21 protein-coding genes are annotated in these 23,289 nt (G+C 68.6%); 11 read left to right on the top strand and 10 right to left on the bottom strand.

Annotated elements, in window-relative coordinates; translation table 11 throughout:
* Positions 1-51: 51 nt before the first annotated feature.
* Entirely contained in the window at positions 52-1,416 is a 1,365-nt protein-coding gene (locus ACIA5H_RS28775; RefSeq protein ID WP_397078617.1) for a cytochrome P450, read from the bottom strand.
* Positions 1,417-1,590: 174 nt separating this feature from the next.
* On the opposite strand from ACIA5H_RS28775, the gene ACIA5H_RS28770 reads away from it, so the two are divergent.
* On the top strand, positions 1,591-2,790 hold the full coding sequence (locus ACIA5H_RS28770; RefSeq protein ID WP_397078615.1) for an MCE family protein: 1,200 nt from the start codon (positions 1,591-1,593) through the stop codon (positions 2,788-2,790).
* Here the strand turns inward: ACIA5H_RS28770 and aztA are convergent.
* Positions 2,787-3,482 (bottom strand): zinc ABC transporter ATP-binding protein AztA, encoded by a 696-nt coding sequence (aztA, locus tag ACIA5H_RS28765; RefSeq protein WP_397078613.1) that lies wholly within the window; start codon positions 3,480-3,482, stop codon positions 2,787-2,789. The genes ACIA5H_RS28770 and aztA overlap by 4 nt on opposite strands.
* 56 nt (positions 3,483-3,538) lie before the next feature.
* On the opposite strand from aztA, the gene aztB reads away from it, so the two are divergent.
* The 6 genes from aztB (at position 3,539) to ACIA5H_RS28735 (ending at position 12,755) form a co-directional block, all read left to right on the top strand.
* On the top strand, positions 3,539-5,545 hold the full coding sequence (aztB, locus tag ACIA5H_RS28760) for a zinc ABC transporter permease AztB (protein WP_397078611.1): 2,007 nt from the start codon (positions 3,539-3,541) through the stop codon (positions 5,543-5,545).
* Positions 5,542-6,477, top strand: coding sequence for a zinc ABC transporter substrate-binding protein AztC (gene aztC, locus ACIA5H_RS28755; protein ID WP_397078609.1), 936 nt, complete (start codon positions 5,542-5,544; stop codon positions 6,475-6,477). The genes aztB and aztC overlap by 4 nt, the downstream gene beginning before the upstream one ends.
* A 14-nt stretch (positions 6,478-6,491) precedes the next feature.
* On the top strand, positions 6,492-7,649 hold the full coding sequence (gene aztD / locus ACIA5H_RS28750; protein WP_397078607.1) for a zinc metallochaperone AztD: 1,158 nt from the start codon (positions 6,492-6,494) through the stop codon (positions 7,647-7,649).
* 423 nt (positions 7,650-8,072) lie between these two features.
* Entirely contained in the window at positions 8,073-9,917 is a 1,845-nt protein-coding gene (locus ACIA5H_RS28745) for a hypothetical protein (protein WP_397078605.1), read from the top strand.
* A 269-nt stretch (positions 9,918-10,186) separates the two neighbouring features.
* Positions 10,187-11,311 (top strand): amidohydrolase family protein, encoded by a 1,125-nt coding sequence (locus ACIA5H_RS28740; RefSeq protein WP_397078603.1) that lies wholly within the window; start codon positions 10,187-10,189, stop codon positions 11,309-11,311.
* Positions 11,312-11,471: 160 nt separating this feature from the next.
* Positions 11,472-12,755: a YhgE/Pip domain-containing protein gene (locus ACIA5H_RS28735; RefSeq protein ID WP_397078601.1), complete on the top strand. Its 1,284-nt coding sequence runs from the start codon at positions 11,472-11,474 to the stop codon at positions 12,753-12,755.
* Positions 12,756-12,782: 27 nt separating this feature from the next.
* Here the strand turns inward: ACIA5H_RS28735 and ACIA5H_RS28730 are convergent, their stop codons facing one another.
* From ACIA5H_RS28730 to fabG, 4 genes are read right to left on the bottom strand one after another with little or no spacing between them, the layout of a single operon-like run.
* A complete protein-coding gene (locus tag ACIA5H_RS28730) occupies positions 12,783-14,057 on the bottom strand; it encodes an ABC transporter substrate-binding protein (protein WP_397078599.1) in 1,275 nt (424 codons plus the stop codon).
* Positions 14,054-14,875, bottom strand: a complete 822-nt coding sequence (locus tag ACIA5H_RS28725; RefSeq protein ID WP_397078597.1) for a carbohydrate ABC transporter permease — start codon at positions 14,873-14,875, stop codon at positions 14,054-14,056. The genes ACIA5H_RS28730 and ACIA5H_RS28725 overlap by 4 nt, the downstream gene beginning before the upstream one ends.
* Positions 14,865-15,731 carry a carbohydrate ABC transporter permease gene (locus tag ACIA5H_RS28720; RefSeq protein WP_397078595.1) on the bottom strand — a complete coding sequence of 289 codons (867 nt, stop codon included), beginning with the start codon at positions 15,729-15,731 and terminating at the stop codon, positions 14,865-14,867. Before ACIA5H_RS28720 ends, ACIA5H_RS28725 begins: the two co-directional genes overlap by 11 nt.
* Positions 15,732-15,786: 55 nt before the next feature.
* Positions 15,787-16,539, bottom strand: coding sequence for a 3-oxoacyl-ACP reductase FabG (gene fabG, locus ACIA5H_RS28715; protein WP_355080129.1), 753 nt, complete (start codon positions 16,537-16,539; stop codon positions 15,787-15,789).
* Positions 16,540-16,702: 163 nt separating this feature from the next.
* Here fabG and ACIA5H_RS28710 point away from each other — a divergent pair, with 163 nt between their 5' ends.
* Positions 16,703-17,179, top strand: coding sequence for an SRPBCC family protein (locus ACIA5H_RS28710; RefSeq protein WP_355080128.1), 477 nt, complete (start codon positions 16,703-16,705; stop codon positions 17,177-17,179).
* 194 nt (positions 17,180-17,373) lie between these two features.
* Here the strand turns inward: ACIA5H_RS28710 and ACIA5H_RS28705 are convergent, their stop codons facing one another.
* Complete coding sequence (locus ACIA5H_RS28705) at positions 17,374-18,003, bottom strand: DUF305 domain-containing protein (protein WP_397078592.1); 630 nt, start codon at positions 18,001-18,003, stop codon at positions 17,374-17,376.
* The gene (locus ACIA5H_RS28700) at positions 18,000-19,571 is read right to left on the bottom strand and encodes an LVIVD repeat-containing protein (protein ID WP_397078590.1); all 1,572 of its coding nucleotides are present in this window, start codon (positions 19,569-19,571) and stop codon (positions 18,000-18,002) included. The genes ACIA5H_RS28705 and ACIA5H_RS28700 overlap by 4 nt, the downstream gene beginning before the upstream one ends.
* Before the next feature lie 396 nt (positions 19,572-19,967).
* Between ACIA5H_RS28700 and ACIA5H_RS28695 the strand changes: the two genes are divergently transcribed.
* The gene (locus tag ACIA5H_RS28695) at positions 19,968-20,525 is read left to right on the top strand and encodes a TetR/AcrR family transcriptional regulator (RefSeq protein ID WP_397078588.1); all 558 of its coding nucleotides are present in this window, start codon (positions 19,968-19,970) and stop codon (positions 20,523-20,525) included.
* An 86-nt stretch (positions 20,526-20,611) separates the two neighbouring features.
* On the top strand, positions 20,612-20,920 hold the full coding sequence (locus tag ACIA5H_RS28690) for a hypothetical protein (RefSeq protein WP_355080120.1): 309 nt from the start codon (positions 20,612-20,614) through the stop codon (positions 20,918-20,920).
* A gap of 2 nt (positions 20,921-20,922) precedes the next feature.
* Here ACIA5H_RS28690 and ACIA5H_RS28685 read toward each other — a convergent pair whose 3' ends face one another.
* Positions 20,923-21,105 (bottom strand): hypothetical protein, encoded by a 183-nt coding sequence (locus tag ACIA5H_RS28685; protein WP_355080119.1) that lies wholly within the window; start codon positions 21,103-21,105, stop codon positions 20,923-20,925.
* A gap of 169 nt (positions 21,106-21,274) precedes the next feature.
* Between ACIA5H_RS28685 and ACIA5H_RS28680 the strand changes: the two genes are divergently transcribed.
* Entirely contained in the window at positions 21,275-22,516 is a 1,242-nt protein-coding gene (locus ACIA5H_RS28680) for a PepSY-associated TM helix domain-containing protein (protein ID WP_397078585.1), read from the top strand.
* Positions 22,517-22,529: 13 nt separating this feature from the next.
* Here ACIA5H_RS28680 and ACIA5H_RS28675 read toward each other — a convergent pair whose 3' ends face one another.
* The gene (locus tag ACIA5H_RS28675) at positions 22,530-23,177 is read right to left on the bottom strand and encodes a LysM peptidoglycan-binding domain-containing protein (RefSeq protein WP_397078583.1); all 648 of its coding nucleotides are present in this window, start codon (positions 23,175-23,177) and stop codon (positions 22,530-22,532) included.
* Positions 23,178-23,289 lie beyond the last annotated feature (112 nt).

The raw sequence follows: 23,289 nt of genomic DNA, 5'->3' as shown, positions 1-23,289 counted from the left end.
CGCGGGCTCCCCGTCACGCGACGGGGAGCTCTCGCGTGCCCGTCCATGTCGTCAGCTGTCGTCGTCCTTGCGGCGCCTGCGGTAACGGACGGTGCAGGGCTGCGCGAGCTGCACGACCATCTTGGAGTGGTCGTTGCGGTAGCTGTCCGACGGCTGGACCATCTCGAACTCCCAGTCCCGCAACAGCAGCGAGAAGATCGCCTTCAGTTGCATCAACGCGAACGCCGCGCCGACACAGCGGTGGCGGCCCGCGCCGAACGGAATCCAGGTCCAGCGATTGACGAGGTCGGCTTGGTTGGGATCGATATAACGTCCGGGATCGAAAGCGTCCGGGTCCGGGAAGTCCTCCGGGATCCGGTTCGAGATCGCGGGAGTGGCGGCGACGTGATCGCCGGGCTCGATCCGATGACCGCAGACGTCGAATTCGCCGCGGGCCACCCGCATCAGGATGATCAGCGGTGGATGCAGGCGCAGCGTCTCCTTGAGCACGGATTCCAGCATCGGGATCTGGCGCAGCGCGCCGAAACTGATGTCCGAGCCGTCGGCGTAGAGCTCGTCGAGTTCGGTGACGACCCGGTCGAGCACCTCGGGGTGGCGCAGCAGTTCGATGATCGTCCAAGCCGCCGTGCCGGAGGTGGTGTGATGGCCCGCGAACATCATGGAGATGAAGATGCCGGTGATCTCGCTGGCGCTGAAGCGCGGTTCGCCGTTGTCGCCCGGGATCGAGATGAGCACGTCGAGCATGTCCCGGTCGTCCTTGCCGGTCGGCGGGTCGGCGGCCCTGCGGTCCATGATCCCCTGGACCAGTTCGACCAGCTCGGCCCGCGCCTGATCGCGGCGGCGGAAACTCTCGATCGGGGCGTAGGGGTCGACGTAGGCCAGCGCGTCGGTGCCGCGTTCCAGGTCGTGGTAGAGGTGCGCGAAGCGGTCGTCGAGGTCGTTGCGGAACTTCAGGCCGATCAGGCAGGCCGAGGAGGTGTAGATGGTCAGCTCGGCGAAGAAGTCGAGCAGGTCGATCTCGCCCTCGTCACCCCAGCGCGCCAGCATCCGCTCCACCTCACGGGCGATGGTGGCGGCGTGCCCGCGCATGTGTTCGGCGCGCAGCGCCTGGTTGTGCAGCATCTCCTTGCGGCGTTCCGGGCTGGCGTCGAAGACGACGCCCTCGCCGAAGATCGGCTTCATGAAGGGGTAGGCGGCGGCCTGGTCGAGGTCGTCGTCGCCGGAGCGGAAGAAGAACTCGTTGGCCTCCGCGCCCGACAGCAGGATGACCTGGCGCCCGGCCAGGTCGAACGAGCCGACGTCGCCGCATTCCGCGCGGACCCGGCGCATCAGCCCGATCGGGTCGACGCGGAACTCCTCCAGATGACCGTGCTCGTGGTCGCCTCCGGATACCCGACGTGGTTTCACCAGAGTCATTGGAAATCCTTCCCCAGATAAGTGTCCAAGTTTTATGATGGACACGTGTCTGGACAGTACTACGGTTAGCGAGCGTCCGGCAAGGCGCGGACCGCGACCGTAGTCGGATGCCAGGGCCGCGGGTGTGCCGTCGTCCGCGCACAGCCCGTGACGAGAAGTGATCGGTGGTTTCGAATGAGTTTCGGCAGCCAAACCGTGCTGGTGACGTGGCGGTTACTGCGGTTGAAAGTCGCCGGAGCGGCGTTACTCCTGCTCATCGTCGCGGTGGTCGCGGTCGCCGCGTCGATGTACACCGGACGTTTCCGCTCGACGGTGGCCGTCACCGTCGAGACGCCCCGCTCCGGTCTGGTGCTCGACAGCGATGCCGAGGTGCGGATGCGCGGCGTGGAACTCGGCAAGGTGAGCGCCGTCGAGTTCCGCGGCGACCGGGCGCGTCTGCGCCTCGAGTTGGATCCCGAACTGCTGCGGCTGGTGCCCGCCAACGCGACGGTGGACATCCGCTCGACCACCGTATTCGGGGCCAAGTACGTGAATTTCGTGGTGCCGAGCGCTCCTTCGCCGACACCGCTGCGCCCCGGCTCGACGATCCGCGCCGAATCCGTCACCGTCGAATACAACACGCTGTTCCAGCGTCTGAGCGATGTGCTGGCGAAAGTCGAACCGGGCGAACTGAACGCCACCCTCGCCGCCTTGGACACGGCGTTGCAGGGGCGTGGCGACCGGCTGGGCGATCTGCTCGCTCGTTCGGACGACTACCTGCGGCAGATCAACCCGAGCCTGCCCGCGCTGCGGCGGGACCTGTCCGCTGCGGGCCAGGTCACCGGGCTCTACGCCGATACCGCCCCCGACCTGTTGCGCACGGCCGCCGACGCCACCACGATCAGCGGCACGCTCGCCCAGGGTGCGGAAGACCTGGACGCCGTGCTGCTCAACCTCGTCGGGTTGGCCGACACCACCCGGACGGCGCTGACCGAGAACGAGCAAGGACTCGCCGCTGTGCTCGCGACCCTGCGGCCAACCAGCTCACTGCTCGAGATCTACTCGCCCGTGCTGTATTGCGTAGTCGTCGGCATCGCGAAAGCCCTTCCCGCGGCGGAGGCCATCATCGGCGGATACAAACCCGGAGCCATCTTCAATGCCAGCTTCATGTACGGCGCGCAGCCCTACAAATATCCCGGCGACCTGCCGAAGGTGAACGCGACCGGCGGGCCGCGCTGTGCCGGGATCCTCGACCGGGTGCCGGATAGCCACGCCGACTACGTGGTCACCGACACCAACGAAGGCGCGCCCTTCACGCCGTCCATGGCGGTCGTACTCAACGCTCCCAAAGTCTTTCAGATCCTTTTCGCCGGCATGCCCGGAGTGTCGCGCTAGTCGACGGCGGCCGCTTCCGGTTCGGTGGTGGGTCCGCGCAGGACGGTGCGCGGATCGCCGTTGCCGGTGACCCGGCCGTCCTGTAGTAGCAGGCAGTGGTCGGCGCGCAGGGCATCCTCGTGCCGGTGCGTGGCGTGCACGACCGTCACGCCCTGCGCTCCGACGTGGCGGATGGCGTCGGAGATCTCCCGCCGCGCCGCCGAGTCCAGACCGGTGGTCGGTTCGTCGAGCAGCAGCAGATCCGACTCCTGGGCGAGTGCCTGTGCGAGCATCGCCCGTTGGCGCTGGCCTCCGGAGAGACTGTCGAGTCGGCGATCGGCCAGGTCGGCGATGGCCATCCGGTCGAGGCACGCGCGCACGATGGCCCGATCCGCCCGGGTGAGGCGCCGCCATGCGCCGCGGTGCGCCCAACGCCCCATGGTGACCGTTTCGCGGACGGTGATCGGCAAGGTTGCCGGAACGCCGCTGTGCTGCACGACGAACGCCGGTCGCCGCAGATGTCGTCGGCGCACGGTTCCCGCGGTGGGTGTGATGACGCCCGCCAGGACGCCGAGCAGGGTGGATTTGCCCGACCCGTTGGCTCCGACGAGTGCGGTCACCCGGCCGCCCGGGATGGTGGCGGTGAACTCGCGCAGGACCGGATGTCCCCGGTACCCGGCCGTCACCTCGGCGATATCGACAGCTGGCGGCATGGAACTCCCATCCACTCATTGAAATGAAAACCGTTATCATTGTAGAGTGCTGCGTCATGGAGTGGTTGGCCCCGTTCGAGGTTTCGTTCGTGCAGCGGGCGTTGTGGGGCGGACTGCTCGTGTCGTGTCTGTGCGCTCTGGCGGGGACGTGGGTGGTGTTGCGCGGCATGGCTTTTCTCAGCGACGCGATGGCGCACGGCATGCTGCCGGGCGTCGCGATCGCCGCGCTGCTCGGCGGAAACCTGTTGCTGGGCGCGGCATTCAGCGCCGCGGCGATGGCCGTCGGCGTCTCGGTGCTCGGCCGTGGGACGCGATTCGCCGCCGACACCGGCATCGGGCTGCTGTTCGTCGGGATGCTGTCGGCGGGCGTGATCATCGTGTCGCGTTCGCCCTCGTTCGCGGTCGACCTGACCGGCTTCCTCTTCGGTGACGTACTCGCCGTCGGAGAACGTGACCTGTGGTACCTGGTCGCGGCCACGGTTCTCGCGGCGGTGATCTCGGTGCTGGGCTACCGGGCATTCGTCGCGCTGACCTTCGACCCGCGCAAGGCGCACACCCTCGGATTACGGCCTCGCCTGGCGAACGTGGCGCTGATCGCTCTGCTGACCCTGGCGATAGTCGCGTCGTTCCATATCGTCGGCACATTGTTGGTCTTCGGTCTGCTCATCGCGCCGCCCGCGGCGGCCGTCTACTGGGTGCATCGCATCCCGGCGATCATGCTCGCCGCCGCCGCGCTCGGGGCGGTGGCCACCTTCGCCGGGCTGCTGATCTCGTGGCACGCGCACACCGCCGCCGGGGCGACCATCGCGGCGACGGCCGTCGCGCTGTTCTTCGTCTCGGCGCTGTCGTCCTGGGTGCGTGATCGGATCCGGTCCTCGCGCGGGACGCCGAAACCACTGGCCGTGCTCCTGGTACTCGCCATGATGACGCCCTTGATCGGTTGCGGGACAGGCGATTCCACCGGACCTCCGGAGACGCCGCCGCACGGTTATGTGGCGGGCGCGCAGGAGGCCGACGAGGCGCAGCCGCGTCTGGTCGTGGTCGACAGCGGGACCGGCGCGGTGCGGGTGGTCGACCTCGTCACCGCGGACGTCATCGATCTCGGCCGAGCTGAAGGCGTCGGCCGCGTGACCGCCGACGGGCGCTACGCCTTCTTGTCCGCCCGCGACGGGGTGCGGATCGTGGACGCGGGCGCATGGACGGTCGATCACGGCGATCACGTGCACTACTACCGGGCACCCGTCCGCGATCTGGGCGCCCTCGCCGGTGGCCCGGTGTCGGCCGCGTATGCCGACAGTGCGGTGACCGCACTGGTTTCCGACGCGGGTGGCACAGCGCTGCTGGATCGGTCCGCGCTGGGCGCGGGGTCGCGACACGAGCGCGGCGTGATCGCCGACGGAGCCGCCGTGCCATACGCCGAGCACCTGCTGGTGGCCGTGCCCGCCCGGGACCGGATCGAGGTTCGTGCCCGAGACGGAGCGTCCGCCTCGGTCCTCGCCCAAGAGTGTCCGCGACCGCATGGCTCGGCGGTGACCAGGCGTGGTGTCGTCTTCGGTTGCGCCGACGGCGCGTTGGTGGTGACGGCCCGGAACGCGGTGTTCAGCGGCGAGAAGATTCCCTATCCGCACGGCATCTCCGACGACGACCGCGCGACCGCGTTCTTCCACCGCGCGGGCAGCGCGACGCTGGTGGCGAAGGCGGGCCTGCGCGGGGTGTGGGTGCTCGACGTCCGGCGCAAGTCCTGGACCGCGGTGGACACCGGTCCGGTGGTCGCGGCGAATACCGCGGGCGAGGGCGCGCCACTGCTGGTCCTCACCGCGGACGGCCTGCTGCACAGTTACGACGCCGTTTCCGGACGGGAGACCGCCGCGGCGCGACCGTTCACCGCGCCGGTACTCGACGGCGCACCCGCGCCGCTGATCCTCGTCGACGAGCACCGCGCCTACCTCAACGATCCCGCGGCGCGAGCGATCCACGAGATCGACTACGCCGACAACCTGCGTGCCGCACGAACCTTCGGCCTCGACATCGTGCCCACGTCGATGGTGGAGACCGGCCGATGAGACGTGCGGCTCACTGGTGCGCGCTGTTCGCCGTCGCCCTGCTCGCGCTCACCGCATGCTCGAATGCCGACGCCGATCGCGACGGAGTCGTCGTCACCACCAACATCCTCGGCGATCTCACCCGCGCCATCGCGGGGGACGCGGTCGAGGTCACCGTGCTCATGCCGGCGAACGCGGACCCGCACTTCTTCGCCCTCTCCGCCCAGCAAGCGGCCCGGCTCGAACGCGCGAGCCTGATCGTCTACAACGGTCTCGGCCTCGAGGAGAGTGTGCTGCGCAACATCGAGGCGGCCGAGAGATCCGGAGTGGCAGGGGTATCCGTCGGCGCGGCGATCGATCCGATCGACTACTCCACGGACGACGCGGACGGCAGGCCGGATCCCCACTTCTGGACCGATCCGCGCCGGGTGCGCAAGGCGGTGGAAGTCATCCGGGACCGGATCATCGAGCAGGTCGACGGCGACGACGCCGCGACCGTGCGCGCCGGAGCCGACCGCTACCTCGCCGAACTCGACCGGCTCGACCGCTGGATGACCGAGCAGTTCGCGACCATCCCCGCCGAGCGGCGGAAGCTGGTCACCAACCACCACGTCTTCGGTTACCTGGCACAGCGATTCGGCTTCGAGGTGGTCGGCGCCGTGATACCGGGCGGGACCACGCTCGCCGCACCGAGCCCGTCGGATCTCTCCGCCCTCGCCGGAGCAATCCGGGCCGCCGGGGTGGGCGCGATCTTCGCCGACTCCTCGCAGCCGGACCGCCTGGCCCGTGTGCTCGCCGAGCAGGCCGGTGTGCACGTGCAGGTGATCTCGCTGTATTCGGAGTCGCTCACCGAACCCGGCGGCGGCGCCGGCACCTACCTGGAAATGATGCGGGCCAACACCGAATCGATCGTGCGCGGCCTGGCCGCTGCCCAGCACCCGAACACCAGATGAAGACGGAGTAACTCATGCCCGTTCGGTCACGAACCACGAAATCGTCGGCCCTGATCGGCTTGCTGACCGCAGTGCTCGCCGGTTGCGGCGCCGACACCGCTTCCGAACATGACACCCCGCGGATCGCCGAACCCGTCGCGATCACCTACGACGGCGGGATCCACGTACTGGACGGCGCCACTCTCGAACTCGCGGATACGGTCGAAGTCGACGGCTTCAACCGGCTCAACCCGGCGGGCGACGACCGCCACCTGATCGTCTCGACGAAAGAAGGCTTCCGCGTCTTCGACGCCGTCGCAGGCGAATTCACCGGCATCGAGTTCCCCGGCCCCCATCCCGGGCACGTGGTCCGGCATGCCGGGCGGACCGTGTTGTTCAGCGACGGCACCGGTGAAGTCGTCGCGTTCGACCCGGCCGATCTCGCCGAAGGCGCGCCGAAGACCACCACCTACCGTGCGGCCGCCCCGCATCACGGCGTCGCGATCGAACTCGCCGACGGTGAACTCGTCCTCACCCTCGGCACCGAGGAGAAACGGACCGGCATCGTGGTACTCGACGAGAACCGCACCGAGAAGGCGCGCAACGAGGACTGCCCCGGCGTACACGGTGAGGCGACCGCCGCGGGCGAGGCCGTGGTGATCGGCTGCGAGAACGGCGTGCTCGTCTACCGCAACGGCGCGATCACCAAGGTCACCAGCCCGACCGAGTACGGCCGGATCGGCAACCAGGCGGGCAGCGAGACCTCGCCCGTCGTCCTCGGTGACTACAAGCAGGACAGAGTCGCCGAACTCGAACGCCCTCAGCGCGTTTCGCTGATCGACACGGTCACCGGCACGTTGCGCCTGGTCGACCTGGGTACCAGCTACACCTTCCGCTCGCTGGCCCGTGGCCCGCACGGCGAAGCCCTGGTCCTCGGCACCGACGGACGCATTCACGTGATCGATCCCGTCGCGGGCGCCGTCGTGCGCACGATTCCCGTGACCGGCTCCTGGCAAGAGCCGCTGGAGTGGCAGAAGCCGCGACCCGCGCTGTTCGTCCGCGGCGACATCGCCTACGTCTCGGACCCGGCCGCGAAGCAAGTCCACCGCGTCGACCTGGGCACCGGAGCGAAGACGGCGAGCGTCACGCTGCCGAACACACCGAACGAAGTGAGCGGAGTGGTCGGGCACTGACGCCGGAGGCGAGACACCACGCGAACGGCCGTCGCTACCGCGGAGGAGTGCTATTTCGGGCGCTGGGACGGCTTCGGCGACATCTACGGCGGTTCCTCGGTCCTCAGCGTGGACGAGTCCGCGGAACTCGTGTCCGCGCCCCCGTCGCACCGGCCTTCCCGCCGGAGGAGATCGATGCGCCGCGTCTGCGCATTCCCGCGCCGGACTATCTATCGTTCCGGGGGCCGTTCGGCCAGGTAGGGCAGTGGGGACCGGCATCGCGGGCAGTGTCGCGCTGATCGAGGCCCTTGCGGGACGACGCGGAACTGGACGTCGCGGAGACCGCGCCGTCGGGCGATCGGCCCTGCTGGCGGGAGGGCGCGTGAACGCTGCATAGCCGTCGAGGCGCGATCCACGGCGCGACCGCCGCTACGGTGGGTTGGCATGGACACTGCTGCGCTCGCCGTGCCGGAGTCGGCGCGCGTTCCTCCGGTGTCGGCGCTGGGCCGCGTCCGGAGGATCGCGAAGGCACAACCGGTGGTCGTCGTGGCCGGATGCCTGGTCGCGGTGCAGCTGGCCGTCCGCTGGTGGGTGGCCGACAGCGGCTTCTTCTATTGGGACGATTTCATCCTGGTCGGCCGGGCGGCCCGCTACGGGCTGTGGTCCACCGATCTGCTGCTGTACGACCACGACGGGCACTTCATGCCGTTGGCCTTCGTCACGGCCTGGGCGGTGAACGCGGTCGCGCCGCTGGTCTGGGCGGGACCGGTGACGGTGCTGCTGCTCATGCAAGTGGGTGCGTCGGTAGCCGTGGTGCGCATGCTGCTGCTCATCGTGGGCCCCCGGTGGCCGCTTCTGATTCCGCTGGTCTTCTATCTGTTCTGCCCCCTGACGATCCCGGCTTTCGCATGGTGGGCCGCCGCTCTCAACGCACTGCCGCTGCAATTCGCCCTCGCCTGGGTGATCGGGGACGCGGTGTCGCTGGTGCGGAGCGGTCGCCGCCGATACGCGCTGTCCGGCGTCGCGGTGCTCGTGGTGGCGTTGCTGTTCTTCGAGAAGTCGGCGGTCGTGCCGTTCGTCGCGTTCGCCGTGACTGCGCTGGTCCGCCATGTCGACGGCGGCGAGTCCCCGATTCGTGTGGTGGCGCGGCGGGGCGCGGCGCTGTGGATCGGATCGTCCGCGGTCCTGGGCTTCTGGACCATCGCCTATCTCGCGGTGGTCGCAGGGCCGGGACTGCCCGACGACTGGGACGAGTTGCGCGACCTGCTGCCCGGCGCGGCCTCCCTGGGGATCGTGCCCGCGCTGTCCGGCGGTCCGTGGGTGTGGGAGCGGTGGCTGCCGTCGACGCCGTGGGCGGATCCCCCCGGCTGGGCGGTGGTAGCGGCCTGGCTGGCGCTGGGCGCGGTGGTGGCGCTGTCGATGCGCACCCGGCAGCGGATCGGGGCGGTGTGGCTGACGGCCGCCGTCTACGTCGTGATCGCTCAGCTGGCCGTCGCGTTGGCTCGTGGAGGACCGAACACCGCGGGGGAGTTGATGCAGTCGCTGCGCTACTTCGCCGACTCGGCGGTGATCGCGGCGGCCGCGGGCGCGCTCATGGTGCGGGCTCGCCCCCGGCCGTCCCGGAATCCGCGGCGCATCGGGCTTCCCGTCCGGCAGCTGACGGTCGCGGTGACAGCGGTGTTCGTCGCGAGCAGTCTCTGGTCCACCTGGACATTCGTGCGATCGTGGCGGGTCGGTCCGTCCGAAACGTATGTCACCAACGTGAAATTGGCACTGCGCGCGTGGGACGGCGCGCCCCTGCTCGAGCAGGAGGTGCCGTGGAACGTGTTGAATCCGATGGCCTATCCGCAGAATCTGACCAGCAGCGTGCTGGCGTCCGTGGCCGCCCCCGGCACGTTCGCGGTCGCGACACCGCACTTGCGGATGATCACCGACAACGGTGCGATCGTCGACGCGGCGGTCTGGTGGAACCGGGCCATCCTCCCCGGACCGGAGCCCGGCTGTGGCTACCGCGTCGACGGAACAAGGCCGGTGTTCCCGCGCCTCGACGGCCCCCTGCTCGCGAACAAGTGGACCGCGCAAATCAATTACATGGCCAGTCGTGATGGCCGGATCAGCGTCGCCCTGGAACACGGTGAAGCGGTGTCGGCGCCGGTCCGGAAGGGACTGAACACCGTGTTCGTCCGCCTCGTCGGCAGCGGCTCGGCACTGCGAATCTCCGCCGAGACACCGGGGCTAGACCTGTGCCTCGGCGTCGGCCCGGTCGGCGTCGCGTCGTACGACAACTGAGCTCCGACCGGATCGCGGAGACCTCCGCCATTCGATCTACTTCAGCGGCTCCGAAGCCGATCATCTCCGCTGAGGGCGGTCTTCCGAGGCGGTTCGTCTCCGCGCATGCGCGCGTCGACAGGTGATTCTCTCCACGATACTGACTAATTCGTCATTTACTCTTGACGACAATTTCATCGTAGCTGATGATTTCATCGAATGCCGTCCGGTGGTGCTGAGAAGCACCGGCGGACCGGTCCGTTTCCCCGTCCGGACGAGTGAGGACTCTCATGACCGATTCCCGATTCCGCAGGAAGACGAGCAGGCGCCGCGCCTTGGGCGGCGTCGTCGCCGGGACGCTCGGCGTGGCCGCGACAGCGGCGATCGCTCGAGCGAACCCGGCGCGCACCGGGCAACCTGCGCCGTCGGGTACCTACCGGATCGACCTGCACGCCCACTTCCTGCCACCGGACTACCGCGCGGCGCTGCTCGACCACGGTCACGTCACCATCGGCGGATACCCGACGCCGGATTGGTCCCCGGAACAGGCGCTGGCGTTCATGGACTACTACGGGATCCAGGCGCAGGCGCTGTCGGTGTCCGACCCCGGCGTGTCGTTCCTGCGTGGCAAGGAGGCGAACGACCTGGCCCGCTACTGCAACACGTATGCCGCAAGGCTGCTGCAAACGCATCCGAAGCGATTCGGCGCCTTCGCGGTGCTGCCGATGCCCGACGTCGCCGCCTCCGTCGCGGAAGCCGTCTACGCGCTGGATGAACTGCACCTCGACGGCGTGGTGCTGCTGTCCGCCTACGACGGCGTCTACCTCGGTGATCCGCGTTTCGAGCCGTTGCTGATCGCGCTGAACCAACGCAGCGCCTATGTCTTCGTGCATCCGGCCGCCATCCCCGCCGAGGCCAAACCGAAGCTGCCGCTGCCGGACTTCCTCGAAGAATTCACCTTCGACACCACGCGCGCGGCGACCTTGATGATGGCCACCGGCACGACGCAGCGCTACTCGAACATCCGTTTCCAGCTCGCGCACGCGGGCGGGACACTTCCGTTCCTGTCCCACCGCGTCAGCGTCGCGTCGCAAACGGTGCTCGGCGAACTGTGGCCCGACGATCTGCCCAGGCCGTCGGTGCTCGACACGCAACGCCAGATCGCGAACTTCTACTACGACACCGCGCTCAGCGGATCGGCCGCGGCGATGGCGAGTGTGCTCGCCGTCGGGAAGCGCGAGCACGTCGTCTTCGGTTCCGACTGGCCCTTCAGCGCGCTCACCCTGCCGCAGACCGGCACGCACGATCCGGCCCCCGGACTCAGCGACATCTTCGACGCGGACCAGCGGATGGAGGTCGAGCGGATCAATCCGCTGCGGCAACTGCCCCGCTTGGCCGCGGCGATCGACGCGTGAGCGCCTGCCACTCGCGATCGACGACGCGCAGGGTTTCCCGGCGAAACTCCGGACCACGATTTCGGGATGTCCGCGCGCACGGGTGAAGATAACCAGCAGTTCGCCGAATACGTCCGCGCCGCCGAGCAGTCTTTTGTCCGCCGCGAGAGGAGCCGGTTCCATGGCAGCGAAACCCACGCGGATCCGTACCTGGATCCGACCCCTTGTCGTCGTCACGCTGCTCATGGCGTTGCTATCGGTGATGTATCTCGGGTACGTCGTCAACCCCGAAAAGAATCTGCACGACTTGCCGCTCGCCGTCGTGAACCAGGATGCGGGCGACACACTCGCCGGGAAACCGGCCAACGTGGGCAACCAGATCACCGCGGCGCTCACCGCGAACATCCCGGCCGACAAGGTCGACCTGCGCGTCATCGGCATCACCGAAGCGCAGTTGCTGATGCGCGACGGCAAGATCTACGGCGCGATCGTCATCCCGAGTGATTTCACCAAGCGGCTCGCGATCCTCGGCGCTTCCGGTGTGGTATCCGGAAAGGTCGACCGGCCGGTGATCACCGTGCAGACCAATCCGCGCACCGGCACCTACGCCACACAGATCACGCTGCGTATCGCCGAACAGGCACTGGGCGCGGTCAACACCACGGTCGGACAGCAGCTCACCGCCGCGGTGGACGAACAACTGCGGTCCTCCGGCGGACCCGCGCCGCAGTTGGCCGGAGCCAGCCAGTTGCTGCTGGCCGAGCCGATCGACGTGGTGATCGCGCCGTATCGTCCACTGCCCGAAGGCACCGGCGGCGGGTTGTCGGCCTTCTTCTACACGCTGCTGATCCTGCTGGCCGGATTCACCGGCGCCATGATCATCCACACCATGGTGGACGCTTCGCTCGGATTCACGCCGACCGAGTACGGGCCGTGGTATGTGCACTATCCGCCCACTCCGATCTCCCGGCTGCGCACATTGCTGCTGAAATGGGGCGTGCTCGCCGTCGCCGCGCCGATCGTGTCCGGTGTGTTCCTCGGCGTCGGGACGGCTTTGGACATGCCCATCGACAAAGCCTTGCTGCTGTTCCTCTATTCCACGTTCGCCATCCTCGCCGTGGGCGTCACCGCGCTGTCGATACTCGCCGCCTTCGGCGCCGCGGGCATGCTCGTCAACCTGATCCTGTTCATCGTGCTGGGGTTGCCCTCGGCAGGCGGAACCGTGCCCATCGAGGCGACGCCTACGTACTTCGCCTGGCTGTCCACATTCGAGCCGATGCATCAAGTCTTCCTCGGCATCCGCGCGATCCTGTACTTCGAGGCCAGAGCCGCGGCGGGCCTGGAACGCGGTGTCTGGATGGCGCTACTCGGCCTGGTCATCGGCTTGTGCTCCGGTGCGGCAGTGACGGCGTTCTACGACCGGAAAGGATTGACGCGCACCGCGAATCGCGGCACCGCATCCTAGGGCGGCCGGATCCTCTCCGGCGCTCGCTCAGTTCTGCGCGACGGCGGCCTCGGCCGCGGCCTGGGCGCGCGACAACGCTTCTGGCACCGGTATCCGGCCGAGATACATTTCGGCGAAAATCGGGTCGACGGCGCGGAGCGCGGCCGAGAAACCCGGTCCGCCACCAGAGGAGATGCGCGGGCCCCGGAGTACGTCGAAGAAGGGGGAGACCTCCACGCCCTTCCCTGCCCAGTAGTCGCGATAGCGCTGCTGTTCGGACACGACTGCCGGGATGGCGCCGCCGCCCTCGGCCAGGTGGCGGTTGCCCGCGCCGCTGCCGAGCCAGGCCAGCACCCGGCGCACCGCGTCGGGATGCCGGGTGGCCGCGTTACCCGCGACGCCGATCGCGTTGTTCGTGCTCACCCGTCCCGCCGGGCCCGCGGGCAGCAGCGCGACGCCCCACTCGAAGCGGGCCTGTTCGGAGATTTGCGCGAGATTGAATGTCCCGGACTGCAGCAGCGCCAATTTGCCCTGTAGGAAAGCGTTCTTCGCGAAGTCGGGATTGGTGTTGGTGTCCGCGGGCGATGGCGCGAGTCCGTCGGCGATCAACCGCGCCAGATAGTCGAACGCCGCCACGCCCTGCGGGCTGTCGAAGACGAAATTGTCGTGGTCGTCTTGGAAGCGCGCTCCGTTCGAGCCCAGATAGGGCAGTTCGATGGACTGGAAGTCGTGACCCGCGTTGTACGCCCACGGCGCGACCGCCGCCAGTCTGCGCAGCAGCGGGCGCAGGGTGTCGTCGCCGCCGGGACTCCACCGCATCGCGGTCAGCTCGGCGGGATCGATGTGCGCGGCCGCGAGCAGGTCGCGGTTGTAGTACACCGCGGTTCCGGCATCGACGAATTGCGGTACAGCCCAAAGCTTCCCGTCGCGCGTGTACTGCGCGACCGCCGAGGGGTCCCAGGCACTCGCGGCCTCGGGACCGAGCGTCGCCCCGATGTCGAGCAACCGCCCGGCATCGGCGTAGTCCTCGTACAGATTGGTCCAGAACAGATCGTCGGCGGTGCCACCGGCCACGTCCAAGCGGAGTTTCTGCCGATACGACGACCACGGCACCACCGTGATCCGTACTGCGAGGTCCGGATTCGCCCGCTCGAACTCCGCGAGCGAGGCCTGGTAGGCGGGTACCAGACTCTCGTCCCAGATCCGCAACCCCACCACGGTGCGGCCGGACCCGTCGCCGTCACGGCCGAGCCACAGGGCCGCCGCGACCAGCAGTGCCGCGGCGATTGCGAGGGCGAGCACCACGCGGGTCGATGTCCTCATTTCACCCCCGTCCACGCGATCGAGCGCAGCACCTGCCGCTGGCAGATCACGAACAGCACCACCAGCGGCGCGATGGCCAGCGTCGTGGCCGCCATCACCAGGGTCCACTGCGCGTTGTAGCGGGTCTGCAGATTCGCCGTCGCCACCGTCAGCACCTGCCACGAGCGGCCGCTGCTCGCGACCAGTGGCCACATGAAGTTGTTCCACTGCGAGACGATCGTGACGAGCGTCAAGGTCGCCAGCACCGGCCTGCTCATCGGCACCATGACGTGCACGATGATGTCGAGGGTGTTCGCGCCGTCGAGCCGCGCCGCGCCGATCAGCTCCTGCGGAATCGCCCGAAAGTACTGACGCAGCAAGAAGACCGCGTACGGCGATCCGAACACGAACGGCAGCACCAGCGCCCAGAAGGTGTTCAGCAGGTCCAGGCGCGCGAACATCAGGTACAACGGGATGAGAGTCACCATCGGCGGCACCATCATGGTGCCCAGATACACCCAGAAGAGCGCATCGCGTCCCGGGAAATCGGTACGGGCGAACGCGTATGCCGCCAGCACCGAAGTGATCAATTGGCCGCCGGTGATGAACACCGTCATCAACGCGGTCACCAGCACCGCACGCCCGAACCCGTAGTCCAGTACGGTCCGGAAGTTGTCGGCGGTGACCGGATGCGGCAGGGCCAGCGGCGACCCGGTCGCGAACTGGCCGGGTGTCTTCACGGCGGTGAGCGCGCTGAGCAGCAGGGGCGCCACGGTCAGCAACGCTCCGGCCGAGAGGATCGCGTAGGCGGCCGCCGAACGTAGGCGATCAGAGCTCATAAGTGGTCCGATCCCGGAAGTAGCGGTGCTGCGCCACGGTGATCGCGAACATGACCGCGAACACCACGAGCGCCATGACGGCGGCGCGGCCGGGCCGTGCGGCGTCGAATGCCTCGGTGAAGATCCGCATCGCGAGCACATCGGTGCGGTCGCCCGGTCCGCCCTTGGTCAACGCGTACACGGTGTCGAAGGTCTGGAAGGCGGTCAGTACGCCGGTGACCAGTACGAAGAACATGGTGGGCCGCAGCAGCGGCAGGATCAGCCAGCGGATCCGGCGCCAGCCGGTGGCCCCGTCCAGCGCACCGGCGTCGAGGATCTCGCCCGGGATCGCGCGGATTCCGGCCACGAAGAACAGCGCCACGTAACCGAAGTTCGCCCACACGCTCACCGCGGCCACCGACGGCAGCGCCAGCGCCGGATCCGAGAGCCATTCGACGCGCAGGCCGAGTGCGGCGTTGACGGCGCCACCGGTGGGAGCGAACATCCACTGCCACACCACACCCACCGCCACCGGCGCGCACATCCACGGCAGCGCGTACATGACCCGGAGACTCGTCGCGCCGCGCCGCCGGGCCAGCAATGCCGCGACCGCGAAACCCAGCACCGTCTGAGCGGGCACCACGATCGCGGTCAACGCCAGCGTCACCAGCAGGGCGTGGCCGAACGCGGCGTCGCCGAGCACCGACCGCCAGTTGCGCAGTCCGACGAACTCCATCGGTCCCAACAGGTTCCAGCTGTGCAAACTGAGCCAGGCCACCACCAGAATCGGCAGCACCAGGAACGCGCCGACACCGATCAGGCTCGGCAGCAAGAGAACATAGCTCGTCATGCCGCGACGAGCCCCACGCCGATTCATGTGCTGCGACGTTACCGCCCCCGCCCGCCCCGGCACGGCGGGCGGGGGCGGGTTGTCAGTTGGTCGGGCCGCCCGCCACGTAGATCACCTGGCCGGAAACGAAACCGGCGCCCTCGCTCACCAGGAACGAGGCGGTGTGCGCGATGTCCTCGGGCGTGCCGACGCGCTGCACGGGAATCTGCGTGGCGGCCGCCTTCTGGAAGTCCTCGAAGGAGACGCCGACGCGCGCGGCGGTGGCGGCGGTCATGTCGGTGACGATGAACCCGGGAGCGATGGCGTTGGCCGTGACGCCGAACTTGCCCAGCTCGAACGCCAAGGTCTTGGTGAAGCCCTGCAAACCGGCCTTCGCCGCCGAATAGTTCACCTGGCCGCGATTGCCGAGCGCCGAAGTGCTGGACATGTTGACGACCCGTCCCCACTTCTGCTCGACCATGTGCTTCTGCACCGCGCGGGTGAGCAGGAAGGCGCCGCGCAGGTGCACGTTCAGCACCGCGTCCCAGTCGTCGACGCTCATCTTGAACAGGAGGTTGTCGCGCAGGATGCCCGCGTTGTTCACGACGACGGTCGGCGCCCCCAGCTCGTTCTCCAGCTGCGCGACGGCGGCGGCCACCGACTCCTCGTTCGACACGTCGGCGCCGAGCGCGACGGCTCGGCCGCCCGCCTCGGTGATCGCGCCGACCGTGTCGGCGCAGGCCGCCGCGTCGAGGTCGAGCACGCCGACCCGAAGACCGTCCGCGGCCAAGCGCTTGGCGATCGCCGCGCCGATCCCTCGTGCGGCGCCGGACACTACTGCAACTCGCTCGCCCATGAGCGCGTCCCTTCGTCGATCGGATGTCGGATCGAATCAGTCTTACCGCACCGGTCCGCCGTGCCCGGGAGGCGGATCGGTCGCCGGATCGTCGCCGGGGAATTAGCACCGACCTCGAGCGGAAGGCTTGCCCGGCTCTCGACCCGGATGCTTCGATCGGCACGTGACCGAGCAGAACGAGGTTCCCCGTATCGTCAGCGCCAGCCGTGAGATCAACGCGAATCCCGCGGAGATCTTCGAGCTCATCGCCGATCCCGCCGAGCAGCCGCGCTGGGACGGCAACGACAACTTGGCCGAGGCCGCGGCGGGGCAGCGGGTGCGAGAAGCCGGAGCGGTGTTCAGCACCACCCTGACCAATGGGGCTGTGCGCGACAACCACGTGGTGGAGTTCACCGAGGGCAGCCGCATCGCGTGGCATCCGTCGGAACCGGGCAAGCAGCCGCCCGGCCACCTCTGGCGCTGGGAACTGGAGCCGGTGGGCGAGGGCCGCACCCTGGTCACCCACACCTACGACTGGACATCGCTCACCGACGAGAAGCGTCAGGTCCGGGCGCGCGCGACCACCGCGGACAAGCTGTCGGCCTCCCTCGACCGGCTCGCCGAACTGGCCGAGCAGCAAGCGGTTTCGTCGCAGCGGTAGTCGTCGTCCGGACGCCGAATATCCTGGCCTCGGAACACCCACGCAGGGCCACCGCGATGCGGCCCAGCCCAGTCGCGCCGGAGCCGTATCGATAACGGTGGTGGGAGCACGCACGATGCGGTGGTTCACGGCTGGGACACGGCCGGACCGGTGACCCGGCGACACAGGCCGTCGCGGTAGTCGCCGGGCGCACCTCAGCGTGGTGCCTGCTCTCGGGACAGCAGCAAGCCGATGAGGCCGACTTCCTGTCCCTGGGTGCTGATCATGTCGCGGGCGATCTGTTCCACCATGCCGCCGTTCAGCCGGCGATCCGCCGCCTGCGCCATCTGGATGCCGCCGTAGTGGTGGCGCTGCATCAGGCGCAGGAAACCGGTCGCCGCCTCGGCGCCGCGCGCGGCGGCGAGCGCGTCCAGTTCGTCCTGGCTCGCCATGCCTGGCATCGTCGCGTGCGCGGCGGTCGCGTGGTGCTCGTGGTCGGCCTCCGCGTGCATCCACGCCATCGGGTGCGGATTGGTCACCGCGAGCCGGGCCATGCGCAGCCAGCCGAGCATCATGCCGATCTCGGTGCGCTGGGTGTCGGCGATCTGTTGTGCCAGCGCGCGCACCGCCGGGTCGGCCCCGCCGTCTAGTCGCTGGACCAGGAGCAGCGCCTGATTGTGGTGCGCGATCATGTCCTGGACGAAACCGGTTTCGGTGCTGTCCAGCAGCGGTGCGGCGGTGCTGTCCGCGCCGACTACCAACGGCCGCAGCGCCGCGCCCGCCACCAGCAGCAGCACCGCGAAGGCGGCGAGCGTGGCCGCCCCGAGCCACCGGCGGCGGATCATGATCCCGTGGTCGAACGTTGGTCGGCGGGCGGCGTGTACACGTTCCGGTCCACTTCCAGCGCCAAGAAGCCGTTGTCGGCGCAGGTGGTCCAGAGTTGGCTGCCCCGCCATTCCGGCGGCGAGAAGCACCAGTCCGTGGAGAGATCACCGAAGGCGAGCATGCCGCTTCGTTCGCTCGTCGCCTGCGTGAGGTCGAACTGGCCTTGCAGCACCGCCTGCACCACCGCGGGACCGGCCAGCACCGGCGGGCCGATGATCGACGCGAGCGCGTGCGGTGAATTCCAGAGCTCGGTGTTGCGGCCGGTGCGCGCGGGCGGGTTGTAGTAGGCGATCTCCCGGACGGCCGACGGATCCCGGACATCGAACACGCGGATGCCCGAGGAGGTCCAGCTGCACGCCAGCGCCGTGGGATCGGCCGCCCGGTCCGCGGCGCAGTAATGCGTGTCGTAGGCGAACAGCGAGCCGCCCGCGGCGGAAGCCATTGCGGTGTCCTGATTCTCCGGCAGGTTGATCTCGAGTTTGATGGTCTCGACGATGCGCGGCCGGGTGGGTTCGGCGACATCGATGATCTTGACGCCGCCGGATCCGGCCTCGTTGGTGGCGAACACGTACGGCCTGCCGCCATAGGTCACGGGGATGTTGTGCTGGCTGGCCCAGCCGTCGGTCCAGGTGAGGTGCGACAGTTCGCGCACCTGCGGACCGGGATCGCGGCGCTGCACCGCGCCGACGTCCAGAATCATCAGCCCGCCCATGTTGTTCGCCAGGTACATGAGGTTTCCGTCGGGGCTGAACCCGAATCCGTGCATGGACGGACCGGGCAGGCCCTGCCACACCACGTGGGGAGCGGCGGGGTCGGTGAGGTCGACGGCACTGACCAGGCCGGGTGCGACGCCGGAACTCCAGTAGGTGTTGCCGTCAGGGGAGAACCCGCCCTCATGGGCCGTGATCGGCAACGGCATCGCCAGGTCGGTTCCCGGGCCGGGGTTGAGCAGGCGTGGATGCGCGCAATCGGTGAGGTCGTAGACCGACAGCAGGCCCGCACCGGTCAAAGCGGGCACCCCGGTGCCGACGAGCAGTTTTCTCGTCTCGTTGACCTTCAGGCTCTCCCAGGTGCCTGCCAGCATGGCCGGTTCGGTGAGCGTGGCGGTGCGGACGGGGTTCGTGGGATCGGCGACGTCCACCACCTGGACGCCCTCTTCGGGCCCGAGCAGGTCGCCAGGGAAGAACGTGCCGATGTAGGCGCAGTGGTCGAAGGTCACCGAGTTGATGCCGCCGCCGCGGCCGCCATAGGCGCCGAGCCGGGTGACGTTGCAGCTGTAGCCCTGGCCGCTGCGGCCGCTGTCACGGTCGGCGGCGGGAACATCGCCCTGCAAACCTGTCTCGGGGGCCGAACCTGGATTGCAGACGGCGCGTGCGGCCCCGGTCGCGGCAATGGCGCCGACCTCGCGAATCTGCCCGGAGGGATCGGAATCCGTTTGGGCGGCGACGATGCCGAATGGCAGGAGAATCGCTGCGGCGCCGACGGTCACGAAGAAGCGCCGGCCCCAGCTGGTGATGGACGAAGTCATGGACGTACCGGCCCTCGGCGGTGAGGGCGCCTTTCCCGTGTGCTCGGTTACAAGTCCGGATGCGGTCTCGGACGGCTGTTGGTCGATCCCGAGCGCGTGCGGTGGGCCGCCGCGGTGACGGCAGCGTCATCGTGTATCCGGACCACCCGATGCGGCATGGTGGCGTCGAACGAGTGTCGAATCCGGCCTGGCGCAACGGCGTCCCTACTCGCCGAGCCGGGCCGAGCCGACCCTCTCGCCATGCCGGACTGTGTTGTCCGGTTACTCGGTCAGTGTGCGTGAGATCGCCGCGCCGCGTCAATACGGCGCTGCTGTATCCGGTCGGATTCCGGCATCCGTGCCGGGCCCTCCGGCGTGCTGCGGGGCGGTCGGCGATGGTCCGGTAACCTTGCCCGAATGACCTCGCCACGCCGTGTGAACAGGGGGCCGAAGGCGGCGGCCGGCAATCGGGCGGCCTTGGTCCAAGCGGCGCGGGAGGTTTTCGCGGACAGTGGCTTCGACGCGCCGTTCAGCTCCATCGCGCGGGCCGCCGGCGTGGGGCAGGGCGTGCTCTACCGGCACTTCCCGACCCGGGAGAGCATCGCGCTCGCGGTGTTCGAGGAGAACATCGAGGGCATCGAGGCGCTGGCGGACGATCCCGCGGTCACCGTGGACGATCTGCTGGCGATCATGGTCGATCAGATCACCACCTCGGCGGCGTTCATCGCGATGATCCATCCCACCAGCACCGACGACATGCGCCTGTTCGAGGTGGCGCGACGGCTGATCACCCTCATCGCGGAGAAGCTGGAGGATCCGCGTCAGCGCGGCACGATCAGCGCCGACATCACCACCGCGGACGTGGTCTTGGCGCTGGCGATGCTGGCGGCCGTGCTGTCGAAGACCGATGCGCAGGCCAAGAAGGAGACCGCCCGGCAGGCATGGGCGTTGCTGGACCGCGCTCTGCGCGGCTGAATGGGGCGCGTCCGTGTGTGCGGCTGAACCTTCCGGCGAGGGGCGCGGCGATCCACTTCCACTGCCCACATCGGTACCGCTCGGCGGTGGTCGCCCCGAATATCGCGGACGTCGTGCGCTGGACCGGTGGGTGGCTGTTCGATAGAACCGTCGCGGGATGGGAGGTCACGGTGCTGGTGGCCGGTCAGGCGGATATCCGTCCGCTGCGCATCCTGGGGGCGACGGTGCTCGACCTCGAACAGTTCTCGGCCGCGCCGGTGCGTGAGACGTGGCCGCAGGCGGTCGCCGTCGCCGCCGGGACGTATCGGTCCGACAGCCGGGTTCGTGACGGCGTGCTCGACTGTCTCGACCGCGGGCTCACCGAGGTGACGATGTGGGGCGAGGGGGTGCGGTGACCTCAGATGCAGAAGCTGATGCTGGCCGGGCCCAGTGGGATATTGAGGCATACCGTGACCGAACCGAGGGCGTCGTTCGTCGGTACGGGTGAAGCCGGTGCGGCGGAGGCTGCCGGGGCGAAAAGGGCCCCGATGGTCAGTGCGAGAGCGGCTGCGGCGATCGCTTGCGTGGCTTTGGTGATCATGGTGATTTCCTTGGCTGAGCGATAGGGCGATCCGAACCCGGCCCGGCAACGTCAATCCGAGTCCGGGGTGACTCTGATCAGATCATCCGCCGGTGCGGTGGTGTAGACAAGCCCTCCTGGCTGCCGTGCCCGCATTGGGAAGGTCGGATTTTGAAGTTAGCCTAACCTTATGAATGCCACCGTGGTGGTGCGCGAGCCTGGCAAGCGGATCGTCGGATCACCGAAGCGATCCCGGAAACCGGTACGGCGCAGGCTGATCTCGATCCATCGCTGGTCGGCGCTGATTCTCGGCTCGGTCCTCGTGATCCAGTCGACTTCGGGCGCGATCCTGCTCTACCACGCGGAATTGTTCCGAGCGCAACACGCTTCGTTCTATCGCCACACGGACGCGCCGGCGGTGATCGACGCAGAACAGGCCGTCGCGATGGTGCGTGCCGCCGATCCCGGTTTCGACGTCGGCTGGGTCGGTGGAGACGGCGGCGTGATCGCGATCGGGAACACGAAGTACACCGCCGCCTACTCCGTCGATCCCGCTACCGGACGAATCAACGAGCAGGTGAACCTGACCGACGGCGTTCTCGGCTGGCTGACCAACCTGCACAATTGCGCGTTCGGTTGTGCGCGCTACTCCGGCGCGATCCCGATCCTGGAGAATCAGGCTCCGCTCCTCGGCATCAAATGGGGCGCGGTGATTCTCGGCGCGCTCGGCGTCCTGCTGGTATCGCTCGCGGTGTCCGGCGCGGTCATCTGGTGGCCGTCACTCGCACGGCTGCGCCACGGATTCCGGGTCCGGCTGCGCAAAGGCCGCTTCGCCCGGGACCGCGACCTGCACGACGTCATCGGTATTCTCGCGGTGCCGTTCCTGTTGCTGTGGGGCATCACCGGCACCACCATCGAATGGCCTGCCGTGCAACGGGCTTGGCTCGTGGCGACCGGCGGCACCACGACCCTCGAGCGAACCGAGCGGTCTTTCGTGCCGCGGTCGAGCGATGCCCGACGGCCCCCGCTGTCCATCGGCGAGGCCACGGCGATCGCGGATCGGGCCGCGCCGGGCCGACTCGCCTACCTGTTGCTGCCCACGGACGCCGCCCCGTACTACCGCGCCGTCGTCGCCGGGGCCTACTCCCCGCGCGAGCACCGCCTCTTCTACAGCGGTGACGTCATGGTCTACGTGAACGCCCATGACGATTCCGACATCAAGGTGGTCGACGCGAGCCACGACCGGCCGCTGGCGAACACCTTCTACGCCAAAGTCTTCGAGCCCGCCCACTTCGGCTGGCTGGTGAACGGCTGGTGGCGACTGATCTGGCTGGCATTCGGCCTGACACCGCTCGCGCTGGCGATCACGGGCCTGTCGACCTGGCTGTTCCGGCGACGGACCCGGCGCCGCCGCGCTCACGCGACGACGTAGCCGCCGACCCCGGTCACGACGGGAAGTGGATCACCTGGCGGGAGAAGAGCGCTTCGGGCTCGGCGATGTGATTCGCCGCCGCGACGACTCCCACTCTGGTGTCCAGATCCGCAGGACCGTAGTGGTCCTCGCACATCGAGCGCAGCGTGTCGCCCGCGACGCCGCGGCGGCGGTTCAGACCGGGCACGACGAGCACGTGGCCGGGAGCCGGTTGGCTGCCCGAGGGCAAGTGGTTGGCCAGTTCGATCATCACGCCGAGATTCGCGTCGCCGTACCAGCGCTCGGCGAGTATCGCCAGGGTTTCGCTTTCGGTCACCGTGTGGTGACCGACATCGGCGAGCTCCGGAATGTGCAGCCACGCGCCGGGCTGGATGGCACGTTGCGCCACGCCGTTGACGACTTCCCAGATCAGCTGGACTCCGGTGTCCTCGGTTCCGTAGTAGCGCTGGGTGATCTGCTTGCGCACCGCGGTGGAGTCGGGCGTGGTGAGGAGGTGGCGCCGCGTGATGTAGGGGATCAGGAGCTGTTGTCCGACATCGATCGAATTCGGATCGGCGAGATGGTTCTGGCGCGCGATCGCCGGGAACAGGCTGCCGTCTCCGTACTCCCGATGGGCGATCGCGGAAAGGGTGTCGCCGGGTTGGACTTCGTACTTCTTCATCTCTTCGGCCTTTCTGCACTGCTGACAGCCGGCGCCGCGGACACCGATTCCGGCTTGTCTCGCAGGCGCACCTGCCGTCCGCGAACGGTTGTGGCGCTACCGAATGCTCGTC

It is taken from the genome of Nocardia sp. NPDC051900, from assembly GCF_044452545.1.
Lineage (GTDB): Bacteria > Actinomycetota > Actinomycetes > Mycobacteriales > Mycobacteriaceae > Nocardia > Nocardia sichangensis.
Note: the sequence above shows the minus strand (reverse complement) of the source record. Positions and strands in the feature narration are given on the sequence as shown.